This window comes from Myxococcus sp. RHSTA-1-4 (assembly GCF_020037125.1).
Classification (GTDB): Bacteria; Myxococcota; Myxococcia; order Myxococcales; family Myxococcaceae; genus Myxococcus.
Window position 1 is genome coordinate 822873 of sequence record NZ_JAIQDG010000001.1, and the last position, 21512, is coordinate 844384.

The following is a 21512-nucleotide window of genomic DNA, read 5'->3' on the forward strand; positions in this document are numbered from 1 at the left end:
CGCGCGTGCGCTGAGGGCGTTTCGGGGCGGGGGACCTGGGCATGGCTTCGAGGTGTCGAGCGGCCGCCACCATAGCAGCCGGTCAAAATTGACAAAATCATCAGTTACGACAACCCTATCATCACCATGATGTCCCTGCCCTCGAAGGTCGATGTGCTGGTGGTCGGCTTCGGCCCGGTCGGAGCCGCGGCGGCAAGCCTGCTGGGCGGCCATGGCGTGCGAGCGCTCGTCATCGACCGCTCGCCGGAGCTGCTTACGCATCCGCGTGCCATCGCGCTCGACAACGAGGCGCTGCGCATCCTCCAGCTCTGCGGCCTTCCCGAGGGTGCCTTCCCCACCCTCGCGATTCCCTACGTGCGCATGCACTCGCCCTACTGCGGAGAGTTCGCGCGCATCAACACGGGCGGCTCCATCGACGGCCATCCGAAGCTGGTCACCTTCTTCCAGCCCGACCTGGAGCGGGCGCTGCGCGCGAAGGTCTCCTCCCACGCCCCCGTGGACACGGCGCTCGGCGTGGAGCTGACGGGCCTCGCGGAGCGGGAAGGGGCCGTCTTCGCGACGCTGAAGCACGCCGACGGGAGCACGGCCACCGTGGAAGCGGCCTACGTCATCGGCGCGGACGGTGCCGGCTCCGCGGTGCGCCGGCTCATCGGGCTGGACTTCCAGGGGCACACCTACGCCGAGGACTGGCTGATTGTCGACGCGAAGCACGTGCCGCGCCCCATCGACCACGTGGAGTTCCTGTGCCACCCGCGCCGGCCGACGCCGCACATGGTGGCGCCCGGCGGCCGCGAGCGCTGGGAGTTCATGCTGCGGCCCGGAGAGTCGCGCGAGGAGGCCGCCAGCGACGACGGTGTGCTGCGCCTGCTCTCACGCTGGGGCCGGCCCGAGGAGATGGAAATCGAGCGCAAGGCCGTCTACCGCTTCCACGCGCGCACGGCGGACGCCTTCCACCGTGGCCGCGTGTTCCTGGCCGGAGACGCCGCCCACATCACCCCGCCCTTCGTCGGCCAGGGCCTCGTCGCGGGGCTCCGAGATGCCGCCAACCTGTGCTGGAAGCTCGCCTGGGTGCTGCGGCACGGCGCCTCGCCCTCCATCCTCGACAGCTACGACACCGAACGACGCCCGCACGCCCGGAAGATGATTGCCCTGGCCCAGTGGATGGGCCGGCTGGTGATGCCGGGCAATGCCGCCACGGCCGTCATGACGCATGGGCTGATGCGGCTGCTCCGGCTCGTGCCGCCGCTGCGCGCCCGGCTCGAGGAGCTGGGCCTCAAGCCCCGGCACCGTTTCACGCGGGGGCTGTTCGTCCGCGGGCGCACGCGCTCGCGACTGGTCCGCGGTGACGTGCTGCCCCAGGGCTGGCTGCGCGGCGACGACGGCTCGGTGCGGCTGAGCGATGACGTGTTCGGGCCTTCGCTGACGCTGCTCGGCTTCGGCCCGGACGCGGGCGCCCGGCTCGACGCGGCGGTGCGGGCCGCCTTCACCGCCGCCGGAGGCAGGGTCGTGCAGCTCCGGCACCGTGGCCAGCGGCTGCACCGCGCGGACCACGGCGACTCCTGGGAAGACCTGCACGGAGCGCTGACTCCTGGCGCGGCCCCCTTCGGTTGGGCGGCCATCGTGCGCCCGGACCGCACCGTGCTGCACGACGGGCCCGTGAGCGAGGTGAACCGCCTCGTGCGCGAAACCCTCCGCCTGCTCGGCACGCCACGAGCGGCCGAGGCCGCCCCCACCCCATGAGTGACGGAGCCACCGCCATGCCTCGACCGCCAACACCTCCCCCGGCCCACCAGGAGCGGCCGAGCCCTCCGCACACCAGGAGTGACGGGGCCGCCACCGGGCCCCACTCCATGACGCCCCCGCTGGCCCGCCACCCGCACCCGACGGTGAAGGCGCAATCGCTCGCCTGGCTGATGTTCGAGCGCCCCGACCTCGACCGCACCGAGCGCTTCCTCACCGACTTCGGCCTGCGCGTCGCCGCGCGCACGGACGAGGCCCTGTTCCTGCGCGGCACGGAGCCCTCGCCATTCTGCTACGTGGCCGTCCAGGGCCGCCGGCCGCGCTTCGCGGGGTTCGGCCTGCGCGTTGGCTCGGTCGAGGACCTGACGAAGCTCGCGGCACTGCCCGGCGCCTCCGGGATTGAGCCGTCACCCTGGCCGGGCGGTGGCGAGCGCGTGCGCCTGACGGACCCTTCCGGCTTCGCGGTGCACGCCGTCCATGGCGCGGCTGACGCCGAGGCGCTTCCCCACCGCGCGCCCATGCCGCTCAACGTCGCCGGCGCGCACCCGCGCATCAACGGTACGCAGCGGCCCCCCGTCGCGCCGCCCGAGGTCCTCCGCCTGGGCCACGTGGTCCTCGAGGTGGTGGACTTCCAGGCGACATTCCACTGGTACCTCCAGCACTTCGGCTTCATCCCCTCCGACGTGCAGGTGTTGCCGGACGGCTCGCCGGCCGTCGCCTTCCTGCGCCTGGACCTCGGCGACCGCCCGGCCGACCACCACACGCTGGCGCTGGCCCAGGGGGTGGTGCCCACCTACAGCCACAGCGCCTACGAGGTCGTGGACGCGGACGCCGTGGGCATGGGCCACCGCGTGCTGAAGGACAGGGGCTGGCGGCATGCCTGGGGCGTGGGCCGCCACATCCTCGGCAGCCAGATTTTCGACTACTGGCATGACCCCTACGGGGACAAGCACGAGCACTACACCGATGGAGACCTCTTCACCGCCGAGGTGCCAACCGGTGTGCACCCCACCTCGCGCGACGCAATGGCACAGTGGGGCGAGCCGATGCCACGCAGCTTCTCCCGGCCGGCGCTCACGCCCCTGACGCTGCTCCACATCCTGCGCAACGTGCGCCGCGGCCCGGACCTGAGTCTCGGAAAGCTGCTCACGCTCGCCCGGCTCTTCGGCTAGCACCCGCCTCACCTTCGAAGGAGACCTTCATGGCACTGAACATCATGCGCTTCGAGCACCAGGGCCGCGCCGGATGGGGCGTGGTGCGCGACGGCCGGCTCACGCCGGTGCCGGGCGACTTCCCGGCCACCGGAGACTTCCTCCGCGGCAACACCGTCGCCAGCCTCTCCGCGCTCACGGGCCCGAGCCTCGCCCGGGAGGAGGTCCGGCTGCTGTCACCGGTGACGCGGAACCAGCAGTTCGTCTGCCAGGGCGCGAACTACCGGCAGCACATGCTCGAGTCGGGCATGGACCCGGACGCGAAGACGTTCAACATGTTCTTCACGAAGGCGCGAAGCTGCATCGTGCCCGCCGACAGCGAGCTGGTGAAGCCCTCGCACGTGCGGTTCCTGGACTACGAAATCGAGCTGGGCCTCGTCCTCAAGCGCGACCTCGACCGCAAGGCCGTGGTCACCCCGGACAACCTGCACGACTTCATCGCGGGACTCGTCATCGTCAACGACTACTCGGCGCGCGACGTCCAGATTCCGCAGATGCAGTTCTACAAGGGCAAGAGCTACCGCACCTTCGGCCCCGTCGGCCCCCACCTGTGCCTGCTGGAGCCCGAGGACCTGCCACGGCTGAAGCAGCTCCACCTGGAGCTCACGGTCAACGGCGAGGTCCGGCAGCGGGACACCACCGCCAACCTCGTGTTCGGCCCGGAGGAGACGCTCACCGAGCTCTCGGGGCTGCAGGACCTCTTCGCCGGCGACCTCATCGCCACCGGCACACCCGCCGGTTGTGCGCTCTCCATTCCCTCGCCTGCCAGACAGCGCCTGGCGGCGCTCCTGCCGGAGAGGAAGAAGTGGGAGCTCTTCATGAAGGTACAGGCGAAGCGGCCCCAGTACCTGAAGGCCGGCGACGTCGTCGAGTCGCGCATCCACAGCCGTGACGGCGCCATCGACCTCGGCGTGCAGCGCAACCGCGTCGTGGACGAGGCAGCCTGAGGCACCGCGCCCCTCTGGAGACCCGCTGAGCACGGACCGGGTGCAGAGCCGCGACTCGAGGTTCTCGCGGGGGGCGGCTACTGCTGAGGCTGAGGCTGCGGCGGCTGCGACGGCTGTGCCCCCGGCGAGGACTCACCGCTCTCCGGCGCGGCCGGCGCGGTGGGCTGCACCTGTGACGTGGCCTCGATGCGCACCGCCCGCGGCTCACCGCTGGCCGGGTCCGTGCGGTAGGACGCGCGCACCTGGCTGCCCTCCTCGATGTCCGCCGCGCTCGCCTGACGCCCGTCCACCGTCACCTGCGTCTGGGGGCCAATCTGCAGCCGGAGCTGGGGCTCTCCGCGAGAACTGAGCAGCACCTCCTGCTCGCTCGCCGTCAGCACCTCACCCACCACCTGCTGCTCGGCGCCCTGCTGCTGCTGGCCCTGCGCCTGGGCCTGCTGCTCAGGCTGCTGGGGCTGCTGGCCCTGTGCCTGGACCTGCTGCTCGGGTTGCTGGGGTTGCGCGGGCTGGGACGGCGGCGGTGCCGCGGCCACCGGCTGCTGCGCCTGCTGGCGGAGCTGCTCGGACTGCGCCTGCGCCTGCTGCTGGGTCTCCTGGCTCTGCCGGGACAGCTCCTCGGCCTGCTTGCGCTGCGCCTCCTGCGCGCTGGCCTGGGCCTGCTGCGCCTCCTGCTGGGACTGCTGCGTCTGCTGCTGGGCCGACTGCTGCGACTGCTGCGCCTGCTCCGACTCCTGGGAGGCCCGGGCCTGGGCCTCCTGCAGCTCCTTCTGCTTCTCCTGAAGCTCCTGCTGGGCGCTGGCGGCCTCCTGCTGCTGCTCGCTGGCCTGTTCCTGCGACTCGCGGGCCTTGTCGAAGGCGCCCTCCGAGCGCTCCTGTGCCTGCTCCACCTGATTGCTCGCCGACGCCTGTTCGCCCGTCTGCTGGCTGCTCTGCTCGCGTTCCTTGCATCCGGCGCCCAGCACCAGCGCCGCCGCTCCGGCCATCAACCACCCTGCGCGGAATTTCATGAATCTCTCCTGTCGAGGACGTGACAGCGGAAAGATGGAGAGGCACCGCCCGGCGCCAACCCGCACCGCGCGCGGGCGCCCGCCACCTCGCCCGGTCACCGGCGGGCGCCTCCACCCCGAAGGCCCTACCCTTGGGACGCTTTTGGAGCTATGGGGCGCACCCCCATGCGTGCCTGCGGACTCGACTTCGGAACCAGCAACACCGCCGCGGCGCTGCCCGACGGAACGGTGCTGCCCCTGCAGCCCCATACCCAGGAGCCGCGCCTCTTCCGCTCCGTCCTCTTCTTCCCGGACGACGAGCCGGAAATCCACGCGGGCGCCGACGCCATCCAGCGCTACCTCGAGGACAACACCGGGCGATTCATCCAGTCCGTGAAGTCCTTCCTCCACTCCTCGTCCTTCCGCGCCACCCAGGTGAAGGGCCGCACGTACACCATCGAGGAGCTGGTGGCCGTCCTCCTGCGCCGCGTGCGCGACGCCGCGGGCGCCCAGATGGGAGGGCCTCCGGAGGCCGTCATCCTCGGCCGCCCCGCCGTCTTCACCCCGGACCCGGAGGCGGACGCCCTGGCCCAGCAGCGCCTCTCACGCGCCGCCGAGCTGGCCGGCTTCAAGCACATCCAGTTCCTCATCGAGCCCATCGCCGCGGCGCTCGCCTACGAGGCCCAGCTCACCCGCGACGAGCTGGTGCTGGTGGCGGACTTCGGCGCCGGCACCACGGACCTCACCCTCATGCGCCTGGGGCCGTCCCGCCGGGGGAATCAGGACCGGCGCCCGGACGTGGTGGGCTCCACCGGCGTGCGCATCGGCGGTGACCGCTTCGACGCGGAAATCATGCGCCACAAGCTGCTGCCCCGCTTCGGCGCCGGCTCCACGTACCGGGTGCGCGGCTTCAGCGACAAGCGGCTGCCCATCCCCCAGCACGTCCTGGCCAAGCTCCTCTCCTGGCACGAGATGTCCTTCATCCGGGAGAAGTCCACCCAGGAGCTGCTGGGCACCATGCTCGAGACGAGCGACCGCAAGGCCGAAATCCGGGCCCTCTACGACCTCGTCATGGACAACCTGGGCTACCGCCTCTTCCGCGCGATTGAAGCGGCCAAGGTGCGCCTGTCGAAGGAAGAGCAGGCCACGGTGGACTTCGAGGAGGCCCGCATCAACCTCCACGAGCCCATCACCCGCGCCGAGTTCGAGGCCTTCAGCAAGCCCCTGCTCGACGAGCTGGAGCAGTGCACGGAAGGGCTCCTCGCCCGCCACCCCGAGGCGGAGCACATCGACGCGGTGTTCCTCACGGGCGGCTCGTCGCAGATTCCCGCGGTGCGCCAGCTCTACGTGCGCCGCTTCGGCGAGGAGCGCGTGCGCACCGCGGATGCCTTCACCTCCGTGGCCGAGGGCCTCGGGCGGGCGTCGGCCCACCTGAAGGCCTGAGCGGGCTACGGGCCCACGTCGACGGTGCGGCTCAGCCAGCCCACGCCGCCGCGCCCGTCGCGCGCCACCACCCAGAAGGTGACGCGCTGGGGCTCGGACGACGTCTCGTACTTCGACGTGGGGTCTCCCGGCTCGTCGTCCACCGGCTCCAGCGAGCGGAACTCCTTCACCTCGCCGTCGCCCGTGGCGAACCAGCTGTAGAAGACCTGCTCCGTGCGGGGGCCCTCCTCCGTCTCGTACACCTCGGCGCTGCCCTCCGCGAGCACCGGTTGGAATGTCACCTCCCGGAAGAGGGGCAGCGGGCCGGCCAGCGGCGCGCCCTCCCAGAGGATGTCGGACACCACCGGGTTCCGGTTGGGCACGGACGCGGAGCGCAGCGTCACGGTGCGCACGCCCCGCTCGTAGCCCTCGGGCGTGCCGCTGCCGTCCGTGGCCTCGTAGCCGATGAAGAGGGGAATGCCCTCCGCCAGCGCCTCGGCCAGCGCCGGGTCATTCGGGTCCGGCGTCCCGCCACCGGGGTTGTTGCCTTGCAGCACCTCGGTCAGCACCGCCTGCACGGTGGGGTCCTGGAGCGACAGCACGCCGTCCGGCAGCGGCACCCCGTTCTCCCCGGGGCACCGGCCGTCATACGGGTTGGTGGAGAACCGGCACAGCGAGTAGCTGACGGTGACGGGCCGCTCGTCCGCGGACACCGCGAGCGCGTTGAACGTCACCGGGCCGGGCAGCGTGGAGCCGTTGGGGTCCAGCACCAGCTCCGCGGGCTCGGTCTGGATGGCGAGCACGCGCACCCGGCGGATTTCACTCTGCAGCTCGAAGTCGGGGCCACACGCGGCCAGCAACATGGCCAGGGCGGCGAGGACGGGCGGGCGCATGTCAGAAGCTCCCCTTCGCGCCGAGAATGGGCAGGATGGGCAGGCCCTCGAAGAAGGCGCTCTCGGAGTAGTTGTAGTTGTAGGCGATGCCTTCCACCGCCGGGTTGTTGTAGGCGTTCGTCAGGTCCAGGTAGACGTTGAGGGCCCACCGGTCGAACACGAAGTTCTTGTCCACGCGGATGTCGAGCTGGTTGAAGGACGGCAGCCGCCGCGAGTTCACCGCCCCGTAGAGGGGGACGAAGACGTCCGTCCCGTCGTCGCGCACCGAGCCCACCACGGGCGTGGTGGGGTTGCCGGACGCGAAGCGCAGCCGTGCCCCCACCTCCCAGCCCGCCGGCAGCTTGTACGAGGCAATCGCCGTCAGCACGTGCGTCTGGTCGTTGTCGAAGAGGCGCCACGCCGACTCCGGCGTGTCCCGGCGCTCGCTGCGGCTCAGCGTGTACGAAATCCACCCGAAGAGCCGGTCCGTCAGGGAGCGGCGCACCAGCAGCTCGAAGCCGTAGATGCGGCCCACGCCGCCGTTCGTCAGCCGCTCCGGTACCACCTCCCCGTCGCGGACCACCGTCGCGTTGGAGCGGACGATGAGGCCGTCCAGGTCGTTGTAGAAGACCTCTCCGCCGAGGAACCACTCCGGCCGCGCCTGCCACTCCGCGCCCACGCTGTACTGGAGCGAGCGCTTCGCCAGCAGGTCCGGGTTGCCGAAGGCGGTGCTCGGCTCCTCCTGAATCGGCGGGCCATGGTAGACGCCCGCGCCGCCCTTGAGCGTCACCGTCTCCGTCAGCCAGTAGCGCACCGCCAGGCGCGGGTTGAGCGTGCGCCGGGGGCTCTCCTGGTCCGTGAAGACGTAGCTCTCGAGGCGCAGGCCCGGCACCACCAGCAGCTCCTGGATGGGGCGCCAGCGCAGCTCCACCCAGGTGGACGGGAAGTACTGGTGGTAGTCGCCGTCCGTGGTGAGCAGTTCCTCGGTGACGGTGGGGGTGGGCGGCTCGCCCTCGCGCGGCGGGGCCTGGATGCGCGCGGTGACACGCGCGAAGCTGCTCACCACGTCGAGGCCGCCCGCCAGCGTGAGCGGCTCGCCGAAGACGTACTCGGCGGTGGAACGCAGGGCCACGTCCGTGGAGTCGATTTTCAGGTTGCGCTGGCCGATGACGAACTCGACGAGTGTGCCGCCCACCAGCACCTGCGTGTCCAGCGTGAGGGCCTCCGCGCGGTACTGGTGGCGCAGCCGGAGCTGGTTGAAGGCCGTGGTGACGTCCAGGTCACCGTTGATGGTGGGGTCATTGTCCGCCGGCCGGTCGAAGACCAGGCCCAGCCTGTCCCGCGAGGTAATCCCCTGCAGCGAGAAGGTGTGCCGCGACAGGGGCTTCCACACCAGCTTGAGCTGCGCGTCGTAGTAGCGCGGCGCCACCTGGAGGCTGGGCCCGTCACCCTCCGGCACCAGCCCCAGCACCAGGTCGATGTACGAGCGCCGGCCGCCCACCGCGAAGCCCAGCGTGTCGGTAATCGGCCCCTCGATGACCGCGTTGGACTCGATGAGGTTGACGCCCACGGTGGCATGGATGCGGTCCATGCGCGGCTCGCGGCTGCGCACGTTGATGACGCCGCCGGTGATGTCGCCGTAGTAGGCGGAGAAGTTGCCGGGCAGGTAGTCCACCGCCTCCAGCAGCTCCGAGTTGTAGACGGAGGTCAGCCCGCCGAAGTGGAACAGCAGCGGGATGCGCTGGCCGTCCAGGAAGACGCCGGACTCCTGCGGGCTGGTGCCGCGGATGATGAGCTGGCCGCCGTTGAAGGCCGGCCGCGCCACGCCGGGCAGGTTCTGCACCACCTTCAGCGTGTCGCCCTGCGTGCCGGGGATGCGCTGCACCTCGGCCACCTGGATGGAGGTCTGCGTCACCTCCTTGCGCTCGCGGTCGCTGCGCACCACCGTCTCGTACGGGCTGAAGATGCGCTTCTGCACGTAGTACTTCGCGCGCGTCTCCTGCCCCTCCGTCACCGTCTCCTTCGTGCGGAAGCGGTCATACCCGCCCAGCACCACCAGCACCTCGTGGGTGCCCACGGGCACGCCCCGGAAGGAGAAGCGGCCTTCCGCGTCGGTGACGGTGGACTGGTCCAGCTCCGGCAGCACCACCTCCGCGCCGTTGAGCGGCTTGCGCGTGCCGCGCTCCAGCGCCTCTCCGCTGAAGTTCACCGGCGCCTCGGGCTCCGCGGTGCCTCCGTCCGCGTCCACCGGTGGCGGGGCCGGGCGGAAGACGAACTGGTACGCGTACTGGATGCGCACCGGGGCGGGCACGTTGTCCACCTCGGCGGGCTCGAACTCGAACTGCTTCACCGCCTCCACCGCCGCCTCGTCGAAGCCGTGGCCGGCGGGCTCGGTGACTTCGACATTCGTGACGGCGCCCGTCTCCGAGATGTCGATGAACATCATCACCGTGCCCTCGAGCTGCTGGGCGGCGGCTTCCGGCGGATAGGCGGCCTCCACCTGGCGCTTGAGGACGGGGGGCTTCGTCAGCACCCCCGTGGGGACGCCGGCATCGGAGACGCCACCTTCCGGAGCCTGGGCCATGGCCCCGGTGGCGACGAGGAGGCAGAGGACGGCAGCGAGCGTTTTCATGGAGGGCGTGGGGTTGTCTCCCGCGCCCGTCCTAACGCCCTTACAGCTTGGGAGCGAGCACGATTTCAATGCGCCGGTTGAGGCTGCGATTCTCCGGCGAGTCGTTGGGGGCCATGGGCTGGTACTGGCCGTAGCCCGCCGCCGACAGGGCCGTGGGGTCCACCCCGGCGTCCTGGAGCGAGCGCACCACCGCCATGGCGCGCGCCAGGCTCAGCTCCCAGTTGGTGGGGAACTGGCCGCCGCCGGTGGGCACGTCGTCCGTGTGGCCCTCCACGCGGATGATTTTGCCCTGCACCGTCTTCAGCGCGTCGGCGATTTTCGCCAGCGCCGCCTCGCCCTCCTTGCCCACGCGCGCCGAGCCGGAGGCGAAGAGAATCTTGTCCTTGAGCTGCACCGTCATCCGGCCCTTGAGCTCGGACAGCTCGATTTTGCCCTCGGAAATCTCCTGCTTGAGGCTCTGGGCGAGGCTCTCGTACTCGGAGCTCTTCTTCTCCAGCTCCTCCTTCGCCTGGGCCAGCTTCCGGGTGTTGCGCGCCAGCTCCTCGTTGAGGGCGCTGAGCTGCGCGTTCTTCTCCTCCAGGGCCCGGCGCTCGGCGGCGTTCGCCGTGAGGCGCGACTCGGAGGTGGTGAGCCGGGCGGTGAGCGCCTCCTTCTCCTGCGTCAGCTCGGCGGCCTTCGCCTCCAGCTCCTTCACCTTGGCTTCCGCGGCCTCGCGCGCGCCCTTCTCGTCATTGAGGCCCTTGGCGAGCTGCTCCGCCTCCAGCGCCTTGGCGTCGAACTTCCCCTGCGAAACGCACCCCGTGGAGAGCGCAACGAGCGCAGCCAGAACCAGCCGTGTCCGCATATGTACGAATCCTCCCGACAACGAGCAGTGGGCCACCAGACTACCGCCAGCGGCGGCCCGGGTCAGGAAGAACCTCTACACTATTTTGACCACCAATGATTCCCAGGCAGGAGGGCGTGCGGGCCTGCGTCAGCGGGGGAAGATGGGGTGGACCTCCAGCCACGCGGAGAAGAGGGCGTCCGCGAAGCTCTTGCCGGGGATGAAGGCGCCTCCGCTGGCGCCGCCGGCGATCTCCAGCCCGGCGCCGGGCAGGTAGGTGATGACCAGGTCCTCGCCCTTCTGGACATCCCGGAGCGAGGACAGCATCACCTGGAGGTGGTTGGCCAGGGGCCCCTGCCGCAGGTCCGGGTTCTTCTGGAGGCCGGCGCGGAGGCTGCCCACGAGCTGCTCCCGGCTGATGTCGCGCAGGAAGCGGAAGTGGAGGCGCTTGACGGAGTTGGAGGCGATGGCCTCGGACGCGCTCCGTGGCTGCTCCTCCAGGTAGAGGCTCCAGACGTAGACCTTGAAGAACAGTCGCTTCTGCAACTGCATGTGCGCGAGCGCGATGGTGCGCCCGTGCAGCGTCAACGAGTCCGGCATGTTGACGCCGCCCACCTGCTTCTGCCCCGCCTGGGCCGAGCCCACGGCGAGCACCAGTCCGAGCACGAGCCACCGAGCACACGTACGCCACGCCTGAATCCTCATGCGTCCGACCCCCGAACCCCTCTCAATCCGGTGCCACGTACGGTGCACACGGACTGCCAGGGCCGCCACCGCCTGAAAGCGCGAGGCTGTGTGGCAGTGGACGGCGACGACGGGCGTGAAGCGCGGCACACCTCGGGTGCCAGGTACTTGGACACCCAAGTATTGGTAGCACGAGAGGGCGACATCGAGATCAACTCCGTGCAACGGCACGGGATTTCGCACCCTTGGCTGCTGTCGTGAGGTTGAAAACCTCCACCGCCCCGGGGGAGAAGGCGCGCGCGGCGGCCGGCGGGGCGCACTCCCCGCGCCAGGGCCGCCGCTCACCCGGGAGAAGGAATGCTTCGCACGTTATTGGTACTCACCCTGGCGGTGGCCGTGGGCTGCACCAGGGGAGAGGAGCCCGCGCCCTCCGCGCCGGCTCCCGACACGGCCCCAGGCAGCGCCCCCTCGCGGCCGGAGGTGGCGCCGCTGAAGGAAAAGGTATCCCAGCTCAACACCCGGCTGCGGCGCGTGGGGGCGCGGCCTGGAGCCGACCTCTCCCCCCTGCTGGCCGAGCGCGCCGAGGCCCTGGGCTCGCTGATGGAGGTGGACGCGGACGCCGCCCTCGCGCTGGCCCTGCCGGAGCCGGTGCGCGAGCGGCTGGCCCGGAGCACCCCCGGCGCGGCACGGCACCTGGAGGAGCGCGGCACGTTCGAGGGTGAGGCGGAGGTCATCGTCGTGGACGGCCCGGACCTGCGCGAGGTGCGCACGGACGTCTTCGTCCGCGTGAAGGGCGAGCGGCTCCAGGTGCGCTTCGATGGCGGGGTTCCCCCCGAGCTGCTCAGCGGCCAGCACCTGCGTGTGCGCGGCCTGAAGCTGGGTGCGCGGGTGGCCGCCGAGGACGCCGAGGTGGTGCCGGTGCGCTCCGCGCTCTCCGCCACCTCGGCGTGTACCCTCACCGGAGACCAGCGCGGCATCGTCATCCTGGCCACCTTCCCCGGCCAGCCGCAGACCCTCACCGTGGAGCAGGTGCGCGAGGTCTTCTTCTCCTCCACGCAGCGCTCGCTGACGCGCTTCTGGCAGGAGGTGTCCCAGGGCCGCACCAGCGCCAGCGGTGACGTGGTGGGCTGGTACACGCTGGACCGTGCCTACTCGTGCTACGAGAGCAATGCCCTGCGCGCCGCGGCCATCGCCGCCGCGGACGCGGACGTGGACTTCCGCACGTATGACCGCGTCTTCATCGTGCACCCGGCGGCGACGGGGCTGGGCTGCCACTACGGTGGCCTGGGCACGCTGGCCTGCTCCACGGTGAACACGCAGGACGGCGCCATCACCGCCTCCACGTCCTGGCTGCGCGCGGAGTACATGAGCCCCAACGACGTGGGCGTGGAGCTCGTCACGCACGAGGGCGGCCACAACCTCACCCTGCACCACGCCAGCTCGCGTGACTTCGGCGCGGAGCCCCTGGGCCCGGTGGGCAGCAATGGCACGGTCGCCGAGTACGGCGACGTGTTCTCCACCATGGGGAGCTGGAACCTGGGCCACTACGCCGCGCCCCACAAGACGCGCCTCGGGTGGCTGGAGCCCGCCGCGGTGACGACGGTGGACAGCACGGACGGCACCTTCACCCTGGCGCCCTTCGCGGGGCCGCTGGGGGGCGGCGTGCAGGCGCTGAAGGTGCGGCGTGGCTTCCACGGCGACGGCTGGCTGTGGCTGGAGGCCCGCCGCGCGGTGGGGGACTACGACCTCACCCTGCCCTCGCAGGTGTTCGGCGGCGCGCTCGTCCACTACCAGGACGCCTCCACCGGCAGCTTCACACACCTGCTGGACTTCACCCCGGAGACGGCCTCCTGGACGGACCCGGCCTTCCTCCCCGGCTCCACGTGGACGGACCCGTACACCAACCTGCGGCTGTCGGTGGACTCCGCCACGGCGGACAGCGTCACCGTGAGCGTCCACTACGAGCCGGTGCCGTGCGTGCGCGCGCCGCCCACGGTGACGCTGGACACCTGGTCCGACTACGCCGCGCCCGGCTCGTACGTGGACAGCGCCCTCACCCTCGTCAACAACGACACGGTGGGCTGCCCCGTCTCCACCTTCGAGCTCCAGTCCACGCTGCCCACGGGCTGGCCCACCACCAACCTGCTCGCGAGCCTCACCCTGGAGCCCGGCAAGCGCCGCTACCTCTACTTCACCAAGCAGGTGCCGGAGGCCACGCCGTACGCCACGTACACGGTGGACGTCACCGTCACGCGCGAGGGCGAGTCCGTCCACGTCACGGACTCGCTGGACGTGGTTCCGCCGTGCCAGCCCGCACCCATCGAGGTCCGGTTCGACCGGCAGTCGCAGGTCGTCACCGCGGGCAGCACCGCCGCGTTCGGCATCACCCTCATCAACCGCGACTCGCGCGCGTGCGGCTGGGCCTACTTCGAGCCCGACTCCACGCTGCCCCAGGGCTGGGCCACCGACTATGACCAGTTCGGCTTCGACATCGAGGCCGGCACCTCCCACACGTTCACGATGTTCAAGACGGTGCCGGTGGATGCCGCGGGTCCCCATGCGGTGGACGTGCGGATTCTCCGGGAGGGCTACCAGGTGGAGTCCACCGCCACGGCCTCGGTGGAGGTGGACCCGTGCGTGCGGGCCGCGCCCTCGTTCACCGCGCTGCCCGCCCTCGTCGACGTGGAGCCGGGCGGCTCGGCGAGCTACACGCTGTCACTCACCAACCATGACGCGGCCGCGTGCGCCCCGGCCTCGTTCGACCTGAGCGCCAGCAGTCCGGACCTCTGGCCGCTCGCCCTGTCCTCGCCGGTGCTCACCGTGGCCCCCGGCGCCACGGCCACCGCCACGCTGACCGTCACCGCGCCCAATCCCTCGACGGCGGGCAGCCGCTTCTTCGAGGTCGCCGTGCTCCGGAATGGCGCGCATGTCCACGGCGCGGAGCTGGAGGCGCGCGTGGTGTGCCTGCACAAGGCCCCCACGGTGAGCATCACCCCGGACCCGGGCACCGTGGAGGCCGGCAAGCCGCACACCGTCACCCTGACGGTGGCCAACACCGACAACCCGGCATGTGCCGCGGAGAGCTTCGCGGTGGGTGCCACGGTGCCGTCGGGCTGGACGTACAGCTTCTCGCAGGCGTCGCTCACGCTGGCGCCCGGCGCGAGCGGCTCGGTGGACCTCACCGTCACCCCGCCTGAGATGACCTCCGCGGGCCGATACACCGTCAGCGCGCTCGCCTCGCACACGGGCGCGAGCACCACCACCGGCACCTTCGCCGTGGACGTCACCCCGCCGCCGCTGAAGGCCACGCTGTCCGTGCCGGCCTCCAGCTACAAGCGCAATAGCGTGGTGCCCCTCACCGCCACGGTGAATGCCCAGGCCAGCGTGCACTTCAGCGCCGTCCGGCCGGATGGCGTCACCGACTCGCTCACCGTGGCCACCGACGCCACGGGCAAGGCGGCGTGGAGCTACACGGCGCGCGTGCGCGGCACCTACCGCGTCACCGCCACCGCCACCGCGGGCACGGAGACGGTCACCAGCAATACCGTGAGCTTCTCGGTGCAGTGAGGCGGTGGAACTGGAGGCGGCGGGAACGCGGTACGCTCGCCGTCTCCGGTTCATGGGCGCTACCGCGTGACAGTGCGAGGGCGCCCGAAAGTGGAGCCCGCAACGAGGTCGCGCGACCTGATGAGCTCGGGCGGCGCGCTTCCGTGGTGGTGCTCGGCTGCCACGGAAGGCGCGCTCACCGGGTGGGCGGGATGAGCTCCGGCACACGCGTCGGCTTGTGGTGGTGCGCGTGGTCGTAGAAACACTCCGGGCCGAGCACCGTGATGAGGCGATCCTCCGCCGCGTCACCCTCGGGCGTCATCGCCTGGGTGGGCAGTTCGTAGGGCTGGACCAGGACGAGCCCGTCTCCCAGGTCCTGAACGGTGCCGGGCGGCAGAGACAGGAGACGGTCCCCGAACATCCGCACGAACGGCGGGCCGAAGATGTTGCGCCAGAAGAGCCCGGCGAGCCCTTCGCTGGGGTCGCGGACAGTGAAGGTCTGCTCGGTGCCGAAGCCGTCGGGAAGAGGGATGAACCGCTCCGTCTTGCGGTGCACATCACCAATCATCGCGGCCTGCGCCAGGTAGGAGCCCACCAGTCGCATGACCTCCATGACCTGATGAAGGTGGGTATCGCGCCATTCCATCGCGTTCCACTCATCGACCTTGACGACCCAGGAGACCCGTCCAACAAAGGGGTACGCAGTTCTTACGGACGTGGAGATCGATAAGCACTGCTGCTCCTCCCTGTCCGCGATGAGGAAGCCACTCATCTTGTCGTAGTAGGGAAGACGAGCGCTGTAATTGAGGGTGCCTGACTCCGATTCCGCGTCTTCATCGAAGCGTCCCTCAAGTGCGGGCTGGAACCAGCGGTACTCCTCGAATGCGAGATGAAGGAGGTCTCGTACGACCCCCGTGGGCAGAGGCCCAGGCGGCACATAGACCGTGGCTTCGATCGAACGTGAGGTCATCTCACCCCAGGCTACTCATCCACACCAAGTTCGACTATCTGCACATCACGTCGCAGATGTAGCGCAACCGTGCGCATCCCGGTAGCCTAGACGACCGGAGGGGCGGCATGCATATCCAGGCATTGCGGGTCAGAAACTTCCGCAGGCTCAAAGATGTCCAGATTGATCTTGCGCAGGACATTTCGATCTTTGTTGGTGCCAACAACAGCGGAAAAACATCCACCGCCCAGGCCTTCCAACTGTTCCTGGGAGCATCGCGGGATCGTTTTTCCATTCACGACTTCAGCGCAGAATGCTGGGCCGAGATCGATGCCTTTGGCGAGCAGGCCGCAGATGCCAAACTCCCCAAAATCTCCCTTGACATCTGGCTCCATGTCGAATCCACCGACCTCCATCGCGTTGTCGATCTCTTACCAAGCCTGAGTTGGGAGGGGTCTCTTGTCGGGGTTCGTATTGAGTTTGGAGCCTCGGATGAGAAGGTACTATTAGCTCGTTTTCACGAAGCGCGCGCCAAGGCGCAAGCAAATGCACGACCAGGCCGAAATGGCAGAGGGGATTACCAACCCTCGCCACGTACTCTTTGCGAGTACCTCACGGACAATCTTCGGCGTGAGTTCGAACTCCGGTACTACGTCTTAGATCGCGCACGCTTCGATGAAGCATTCGCTGAAAACGCAGATTACGTGCCATTGCAGTTGACGCCCGACAAGGGCCGCAGCGGAAAGGACGTGCTAGGCTCGCTACTACGCGTCGACTTTCTAAACGCACAGCGTCACCTCTCCGACAGCTCTGATGGGAGCCGAGCAGAGGATCTGTCACGTTGCCTTAGCCGCTTCTACAAGCGCAATCTGGAGAAGCGGGAAGACGACATTGAGGCTCTAAGCGCGCTGTCGGAATCGGAAGACAGTCTCAACAAGCACTTTGCACGCGTGTTTGAGCCAACACTGCGTCGACTAGGCGAACTGGGTTATCCGGGACTGACAAATCCTCGACTTGTCATCAAATCGGCACTAAACCCCGCAACGATCATGAGCAGTCATGAGGGAGCACGAGTTCACTACGCGCTTGGAGATGCGCAGCGTGATGGAGAGGAACTGACGCTTCCAGACCGCTATAATGGTCTCGGGTTCAAGAACCTCATCTACATGGTCGTGGAACTGCTCGATCTCCATGCTCAATGGATGGACATTGAAGAGGACCGCCCCCCACTCCATCTCATTTTCATTGAAGAACCTGAAGCTCATCTCCATGCCCAACTGCAACAGGTCTTCATTCGCAAGGTGCTCGACATATTGTCGTTCGAAGACGAGAAATTGACGCACTACTCAAGTCAACTCGTCGTCACGACACACTCACCCCATATTCTCTATGAGCGAGGCTTCCGGCCAATACGCTACTTTCGCCGCCACGCAAGCGGCACTGCACAGACCTCCGAGGTGTTGAACCTATCTGCCTTCTATAACACCACCGAGAATTCAACGCGCGACTTCCTGGAGCGCTACCTCAAACTGACGCATTGCGACCTATTTTTCGCTGATGCTGCCGTGCTGGTTGAGGGAAACGTCGAGCGACTCCTACTTCCCCATATGATCGCGAAGGAGGCGCCCAAACTTAGGTCCACCTGCCTAAGCATCCTTGAAATCGGCGGAGCATTTGGGCACCGCTTTCGCTCACTTATCGAATTCCTCGGACTCACCGCGCTTATTGTCACCGACATAGACAGCGTGCAAGGCGAATCCTTACATCCTGCTGGAGAGAACGGCGCAGTCCTCGCCGAAGGCACGACCGACGACGAACCAGACGACGGAAATATATGCATGGCGCACAAGCAAGGCGCTGTGACATCCAACCAGACTCTAATCCACTGGTTGCCGGGACGAACCGCCATCATCGACCTCCTTACGGCTACCCCAGAGAATCGAACTCAGCCGCCAACCAAGAACTCTCAAGCACGAATCCGTGTAACCTACCAGACTCAAGTCGCAGTCGCCTGGCGTGGAGAAACGGAAGTTCTCATCGGCCGGACTTTGGAAGAGGCATTCGCATTCGAGAACCTCGACTGGTGCCAAGATCAACAGCGCGCCGATCTGAAACTCTTTATTCGCAGCAAGACCCCACTCTCCCTCCAAGACCTAGCCGAAAAAATACACAAACGAGTCACAAGATCGTCGTTCAAAAAAACTGACTTTGCGCTCGCCCTCCTCGCGCATGAGCCTGTGGCTTGGAAGGTGCCGACCTATATAGCCGAGGGTCTCAGATGGCTGCAGGAACACGTCACACAGTCCCATCCACCATCGCCAGCGCCAAACGTCACCACTCAAGACGCCGCAGCAACTAGCGAAAGCCAGGGCGCAATTACGTCTCCTGAGGTGGCCGCATGACGAGTCGGATCGAAAAGCCCGATACCGAAGCCGACCAGAAACTGCGCGCCTGTCTTGATGGACGACCGCCTGCAAGCTTCGTGATGGTTGCCGGTGCTGGTTCGGGAAAGACGACTTCGTTGGTCAAGGCGCTCGACTACCTCGCTCAGACCAAGGGCGCCGAACTGAGGCGTCGCGGACAGCAGATCGCCTGCATCACCTACACTGACGTTGCGGTCGGTGAAATCTGGGGGGATGTCGGAAACGCCCCCCTGTTCCACGTCTCTACGATCCACAGTTTTCTATGGACCGTGGTGCGGCCATTTCAGAATGATTTGCGCAACTGGGTAGAGGGCAGGCTCAGAGAAAAAATCGCCGAATCCGAGGAGAAGATCGCAAGTCCGAAAACGCGCGACAATACACGGGAGCGACTCTCTCGCGAACGTGTGCGCTACCAACTCCAAAGCGCGAAGCTAGGCGCCGTATCACGCTTTACGTACGGTGCGGGCAGCGACTACGCCAATGGAATCCTCGGCCACGACGACGTATTGAGAATTGGACCTGCACTAATCAGCAATCATTCATTGCTACGCACACTGATTGCCAACCGATTCCCTTTCATATTTGTAGACGAGAGCCAGGACACACACCCACCTCTTGTCGCCGCACTGAAGCAGATCGCAGACACGGCCGGCACCAGTTTCTGCCTCGGCTTCTTCGGCGACCCAATGCAGAGAATCTATCCGACTGGTACGGGTCCGATCACACCAGGTGCTGGATGGACAGAAATAACAAAACAGGAGAACTTCCGCTGCTCGGCCAGTGTACTACGCGTGATCAACCAAATTCGGGCGGAGGACGACGGCCTTCATCAGATCAGAGGGAGAACTGTCGGTCGCAAAGACGGGGGTGAACAAGTTGAGGGAACGGCGCGGCTGTTTATTCTGCCGGCTGATGAGCGTCGGAGCGAACGTCTTGCGGATGTACGCCGCTGGCTGGCAAAAGCCAACAACGACCCACTTTGGGAAAGCGACGGCGATGATGGAAACGTACGCGTCCTAGTTCTTGTTCATCGTATGGCAGCGCGACGTCTCAGTTTTTCCGACATCTATGCCGCGCTAAATGACGATGGAGCTCCGGCCAATTTGAGAGATGGCCTGCTGGACGGTACAGCATGGGTCCTCCGACCATTCATGACTTATCTGCTCCCTCTCGCTCTTGCTGCTCGTGCTCGCGCTGACTTCGACGTTATTTCAATACTACGCAAGCACTGTCCGCTTCTCACAAAAGAGCACATCTCCGGAAAGAACGCAGCCGAGGTACTCACGTATCTAAAAAATGATGTCGACCATTTCGTTGGAATGACCAGCAACGAGAGCACCCACTCAATCCGAGAAGTGCTCACGTTCGTTCGAAATCGAGAGCTTTCTTCCCTAGACGAAAGATTCATGCGCTTCCTTGCGGACACGCCGACTTCAGACGAGAGTGACGAGTCGGACCCAGAGCATGCAGCCGTGAGCAAATTCCTTAACTGCCCTGCGGCACAACTATGGGGGTATCGCGCTTACATTGAGGACGAGTCTCCCTTTGCGACCCAGCAGGGAGTCAAGGGCGCTGAATTTCAGCGCGTGCTCGTCGTCCTGGATGATGAAGAAAGCGATTACAATTTATTCTCATACGGGAAGTATTTTGGATCCGCTCCTCTCTCGGAAAGAGATCAAAAGATTTCACGAGAAGGCGGAGAGTCGGTGATTAGTCGAACACGGCGACTCTTCTACGTCTGCTGCTCTAGGGCAACACAAGACTTGGCGGTTGTTCTTTTTGCTCCAGACGTGGAGAGGGCCAACAAGGCTGTAGCCTCCAAAGGAATATTCCCGCGTAATGATGTATATGTCTCTAGTATTAACTTCGAACTCGGCTGACGCGAGCGGCAGGTTCGAGCTTCGTCTTTTCTTTCAACTATCTGGACCTGATGCGGGCGGCGATCGTCCGTTCCCATTCCTACCTGAGCCACCAGCATCCAGTGGACAGCTCCGAGGTGCCCGGCCGTAATGAGAGGCCACCGAAACGTCGCCAGGACCACCTGGAGAGCCGCAATGTCCCTCGCTCTCATAGCGCCAGCGCTAAGCCAAGGAGAGGAATCCGTGTGAGGGGCATAGCCGCCCGCCCCGAAAAATCGGGCCTCGGCGCAGGGCCCCCCCTGAACGGATTTACTCTCCCTGGCTTAGCTCGCGAGGGTGCTCACTTCGCGGGCAGAGTAAACTCCGGCACGCGCGTCGGCTTGCTTTGGTGCTGGTGGTCGTAGAAGCACCCGGGTCCCAGCACCGTGATGAGGCACTCCTCCGCTGCGTCACCTTCGGGTGTCATCGCCTGGGTGGGCAGTTCGTAGGGCTGGACCAGAACAAGCCCGTCTCCCAGGTCCTGAGCGGTGCCGGGAGGCAGGGACAGAAGCCGGTCCCCGAACATCCGCACGAACGGCGGACCGAAGATGTTGCGCCAGAAGAGGCCCGCGAGCCCTTCGCTGGGGTCGCGCACCGTGAAGGTCTGATTGGTGAACCCGTCGGGGCTGGGGATAAGGAGCTCGTTTTTGCGGCGCTGATCTTCATCCAGTCCCGCTTGGCCCAGAGGAGCCCCCACCAACCGCATGACCTCCACGACCTGACGAAGATGCGCATCGCGCCATTCCTCCGGCATCGTGTCGGGGAAGGAGGTTGACCAGGAGATGTTGCCGATCCAGGGGAACTCAGCTCCTCTAGCTGGGAAGATCATCAAGAAGTCACGGTCCATGCTGTCGGCAATCGTGACGTTCTGGAACTCATCGTAGTAGGCGAAGAGCGCGCTGTAGTCGGTGTCCCTCGGATCCAGACGTCCATCCTCTCCGAAGCGCCCATACACGGCGGGCTGGAACCAGCGGTACTCGTTGAACGCAAGCCGAACGAGATCCCGCACGACCGCAGAGGACGGAGGACCCGGCGGGAGATGGATACGCGTGATGAGTGTTCGTGAAGTCATTGCATAACTCAGGGCTCCCACTTTATCTCCGCCTTGCCCTCTTTCTTGAGCGCTTCGATTTGTAGGAGCAGGGGCTTGGAGAGCCCCGTCTGGCCGCGTGGGTGCTGTGCCGAGCGAAAGTACACCTCAATGTGGCCCCCATACTCTTCGACATATTGGAGCATAGCCTTGAGGTTGCCAGTCAGTGGCATCTCCGCACGAGCCTTCGCCTCCACGAAGCGGTAGGGCCTGCCCCACACCAACTCCTCGGGGTTGCCCACCACCGAGTCCGGGATGAAGCCCTGCTCCGGCTTGCCTCCCGGCGGCG

At 67.0% G+C, this 21512-nt stretch carries 15 protein-coding genes; 7 read left to right on the plus strand and 8 right to left on the minus strand.

The features are described from left to right. Positions 1-126: 126 nt before the first annotated feature. From K8638_RS03345 to K8638_RS03355, 3 genes are all read left to right on the plus strand, one after another. Positions 127-1740 carry a bifunctional 3-(3-hydroxy-phenyl)propionate/3-hydroxycinnamic acid hydroxylase gene (locus K8638_RS03345; RefSeq protein ID WP_223752907.1) on the plus strand — a complete coding sequence of 538 codons (1614 nt, stop codon included), beginning with the start codon at positions 127-129 and terminating at the stop codon, positions 1738-1740. 110 nt (positions 1741-1850) lie between these two features. Continuing rightward, positions 1851-2912, plus strand: a complete 1062-nt coding sequence (locus tag K8638_RS03350; RefSeq protein WP_223752908.1) for a 2,4,5-trihydroxytoluene oxygenase — start codon at positions 1851-1853, stop codon at positions 2910-2912. Between the two features lie 29 nt (positions 2913-2941). Further along, positions 2942-3898, plus strand: coding sequence for a fumarylacetoacetate hydrolase family protein (locus K8638_RS03355; RefSeq protein ID WP_223752909.1), 957 nt, complete (start codon positions 2942-2944; stop codon positions 3896-3898). 77 nt (positions 3899-3975) lie between these two features. Here the strand turns inward: K8638_RS03355 and K8638_RS03360 are convergent, their stop codons facing one another. After that, positions 3976-4905, minus strand: a complete 930-nt coding sequence (locus tag K8638_RS03360; protein WP_223752910.1) for a hypothetical protein — start codon at positions 4903-4905, stop codon at positions 3976-3978. A gap of 165 nt (positions 4906-5070) precedes the next feature. Between K8638_RS03360 and K8638_RS03365 the strand changes: the two genes are divergently transcribed. Next, on the plus strand, positions 5071-6327 hold the full coding sequence (locus K8638_RS03365) for an Hsp70 family protein (protein WP_223752911.1): 1257 nt from the start codon (positions 5071-5073) through the stop codon (positions 6325-6327). 5 nt (positions 6328-6332) lie between these two features. Here the strand turns inward: K8638_RS03365 and K8638_RS03370 are convergent, their stop codons facing one another. From K8638_RS03370 to K8638_RS03385, 4 genes are all read right to left on the minus strand, one after another. Beyond that, positions 6333-7199: a hypothetical protein gene (locus tag K8638_RS03370; protein WP_223752912.1), complete on the minus strand. Its 867-nt coding sequence runs from the start codon at positions 7197-7199 to the stop codon at positions 6333-6335. Between the two features lies 1 nt (position 7200). Continuing rightward, the gene (locus K8638_RS03375) at positions 7201-9810 is read right to left on the minus strand and encodes a TonB family protein (RefSeq protein WP_223752913.1); all 2610 of its coding nucleotides are present in this window, start codon (positions 9808-9810) and stop codon (positions 7201-7203) included. Positions 9811-9850: 40 nt separating this feature from the next. Next, entirely contained in the window at positions 9851-10654 is an 804-nt protein-coding gene (locus tag K8638_RS03380) for an OmpA family protein (RefSeq protein WP_223752914.1), read from the minus strand. A gap of 129 nt (positions 10655-10783) precedes the next feature. Continuing rightward, entirely contained in the window at positions 10784-11338 is a 555-nt protein-coding gene (locus K8638_RS03385) for a chalcone isomerase family protein (protein WP_223752915.1), read from the minus strand. 336 nt (positions 11339-11674) lie between these two features. Between K8638_RS03385 and K8638_RS03390 the strand changes: the two genes are divergently transcribed. Continuing rightward, positions 11675-14884 (plus strand): NEW3 domain-containing protein, encoded by a 3210-nt coding sequence (locus K8638_RS03390; RefSeq protein ID WP_223752916.1) that lies wholly within the window; start codon positions 11675-11677, stop codon positions 14882-14884. 175 nt (positions 14885-15059) lie between these two features. Here K8638_RS03390 and K8638_RS03395 read toward each other — a convergent pair whose 3' ends face one another. Next, a complete protein-coding gene (locus K8638_RS03395) occupies positions 15060-15833 on the minus strand; it encodes a hypothetical protein (protein ID WP_223752917.1) in 774 nt (257 codons plus the stop codon). A gap of 107 nt (positions 15834-15940) precedes the next feature. Between K8638_RS03395 and K8638_RS03400 the strand changes: the two genes are divergently transcribed. Beyond that, on the plus strand, positions 15941-18214 hold the full coding sequence (locus K8638_RS03400) for an ATP-dependent endonuclease (protein WP_223752918.1): 2274 nt from the start codon (positions 15941-15943) through the stop codon (positions 18212-18214). After that, the gene (locus K8638_RS03405) at positions 18211-20115 is read left to right on the plus strand and encodes a UvrD-helicase domain-containing protein (RefSeq protein WP_223752919.1); all 1905 of its coding nucleotides are present in this window, start codon (positions 18211-18213) and stop codon (positions 20113-20115) included. Before K8638_RS03400 ends, K8638_RS03405 begins: the two co-directional genes overlap by 4 nt. Before the next feature lie 319 nt (positions 20116-20434). On the opposite strand, the gene K8638_RS03410 is transcribed toward K8638_RS03405, so the two are convergent. Both K8638_RS03410 and K8638_RS03415 read right to left on the minus strand, forming a co-directional pair. Then, positions 20435-21142, minus strand: coding sequence for a hypothetical protein (locus K8638_RS03410; RefSeq protein ID WP_223752920.1), 708 nt, complete (start codon positions 21140-21142; stop codon positions 20435-20437). Positions 21143-21213: 71 nt separating this feature from the next. Continuing rightward, positions 21214-21512 (minus strand): hypothetical protein (locus K8638_RS03415; protein ID WP_223752921.1); only part of this gene is annotated, 299 nt, incomplete at its 5' end.

Excerpts from the sequence above, each read along its gene's own strand:
- K8638_RS03365 (WP_223752911.1), top strand. The coding sequence starts at position 5,071 with ATGCGTGCCTGCGGACTCGACTTCGGAACCAGCAACACCGCCGCGGCG.
- K8638_RS03390 (WP_223752916.1), top strand. The coding sequence starts at position 11,675 with ATGCTTCGCACGTTATTGGTACTCACCCTGGCGGTGGCCGTGGGCTGC.
- K8638_RS03405 (WP_223752919.1), top strand. The coding sequence starts at position 18,211 with ATGACGAGTCGGATCGAAAAGCCCGATACCGAAGCCGACCAGAAACTG.
- K8638_RS03385 (WP_223752915.1), bottom strand. The coding sequence starts at position 11,338 with ATGAGGATTCAGGCGTGGCGTACGTGTGCTCGGTGGCTCGTGCTCGGA.
- K8638_RS03355 (WP_223752909.1), top strand. The coding sequence starts at position 2,942 with ATGGCACTGAACATCATGCGCTTCGAGCACCAGGGCCGCGCCGGATGG.
- K8638_RS03345 (WP_223752907.1), top strand. The coding sequence starts at position 127 with ATGATGTCCCTGCCCTCGAAGGTCGATGTGCTGGTGGTCGGCTTCGGC.
- K8638_RS03380 (WP_223752914.1), bottom strand. The coding sequence starts at position 10,654 with ATGCGGACACGGCTGGTTCTGGCTGCGCTCGTTGCGCTCTCCACGGGG.
- K8638_RS03360 (WP_223752910.1), bottom strand. The coding sequence starts at position 4,905 with ATGAAATTCCGCGCAGGGTGGTTGATGGCCGGAGCGGCGGCGCTGGTG.
- K8638_RS03395 (WP_223752917.1), bottom strand. The coding sequence starts at position 15,833 with ATGACCTCACGTTCGATCGAAGCCACGGTCTATGTGCCGCCTGGGCCT.
- K8638_RS03400 (WP_223752918.1), top strand. The coding sequence starts at position 15,941 with ATGCATATCCAGGCATTGCGGGTCAGAAACTTCCGCAGGCTCAAAGAT.
- K8638_RS03375 (WP_223752913.1), bottom strand. The coding sequence starts at position 9,810 with ATGAAAACGCTCGCTGCCGTCCTCTGCCTCCTCGTCGCCACCGGGGCC.
- K8638_RS03370 (WP_223752912.1), bottom strand. The coding sequence starts at position 7,199 with ATGCGCCCGCCCGTCCTCGCCGCCCTGGCCATGTTGCTGGCCGCGTGT.
- K8638_RS03350 (WP_223752908.1), top strand. The coding sequence starts at position 1,851 with ATGACGCCCCCGCTGGCCCGCCACCCGCACCCGACGGTGAAGGCGCAA.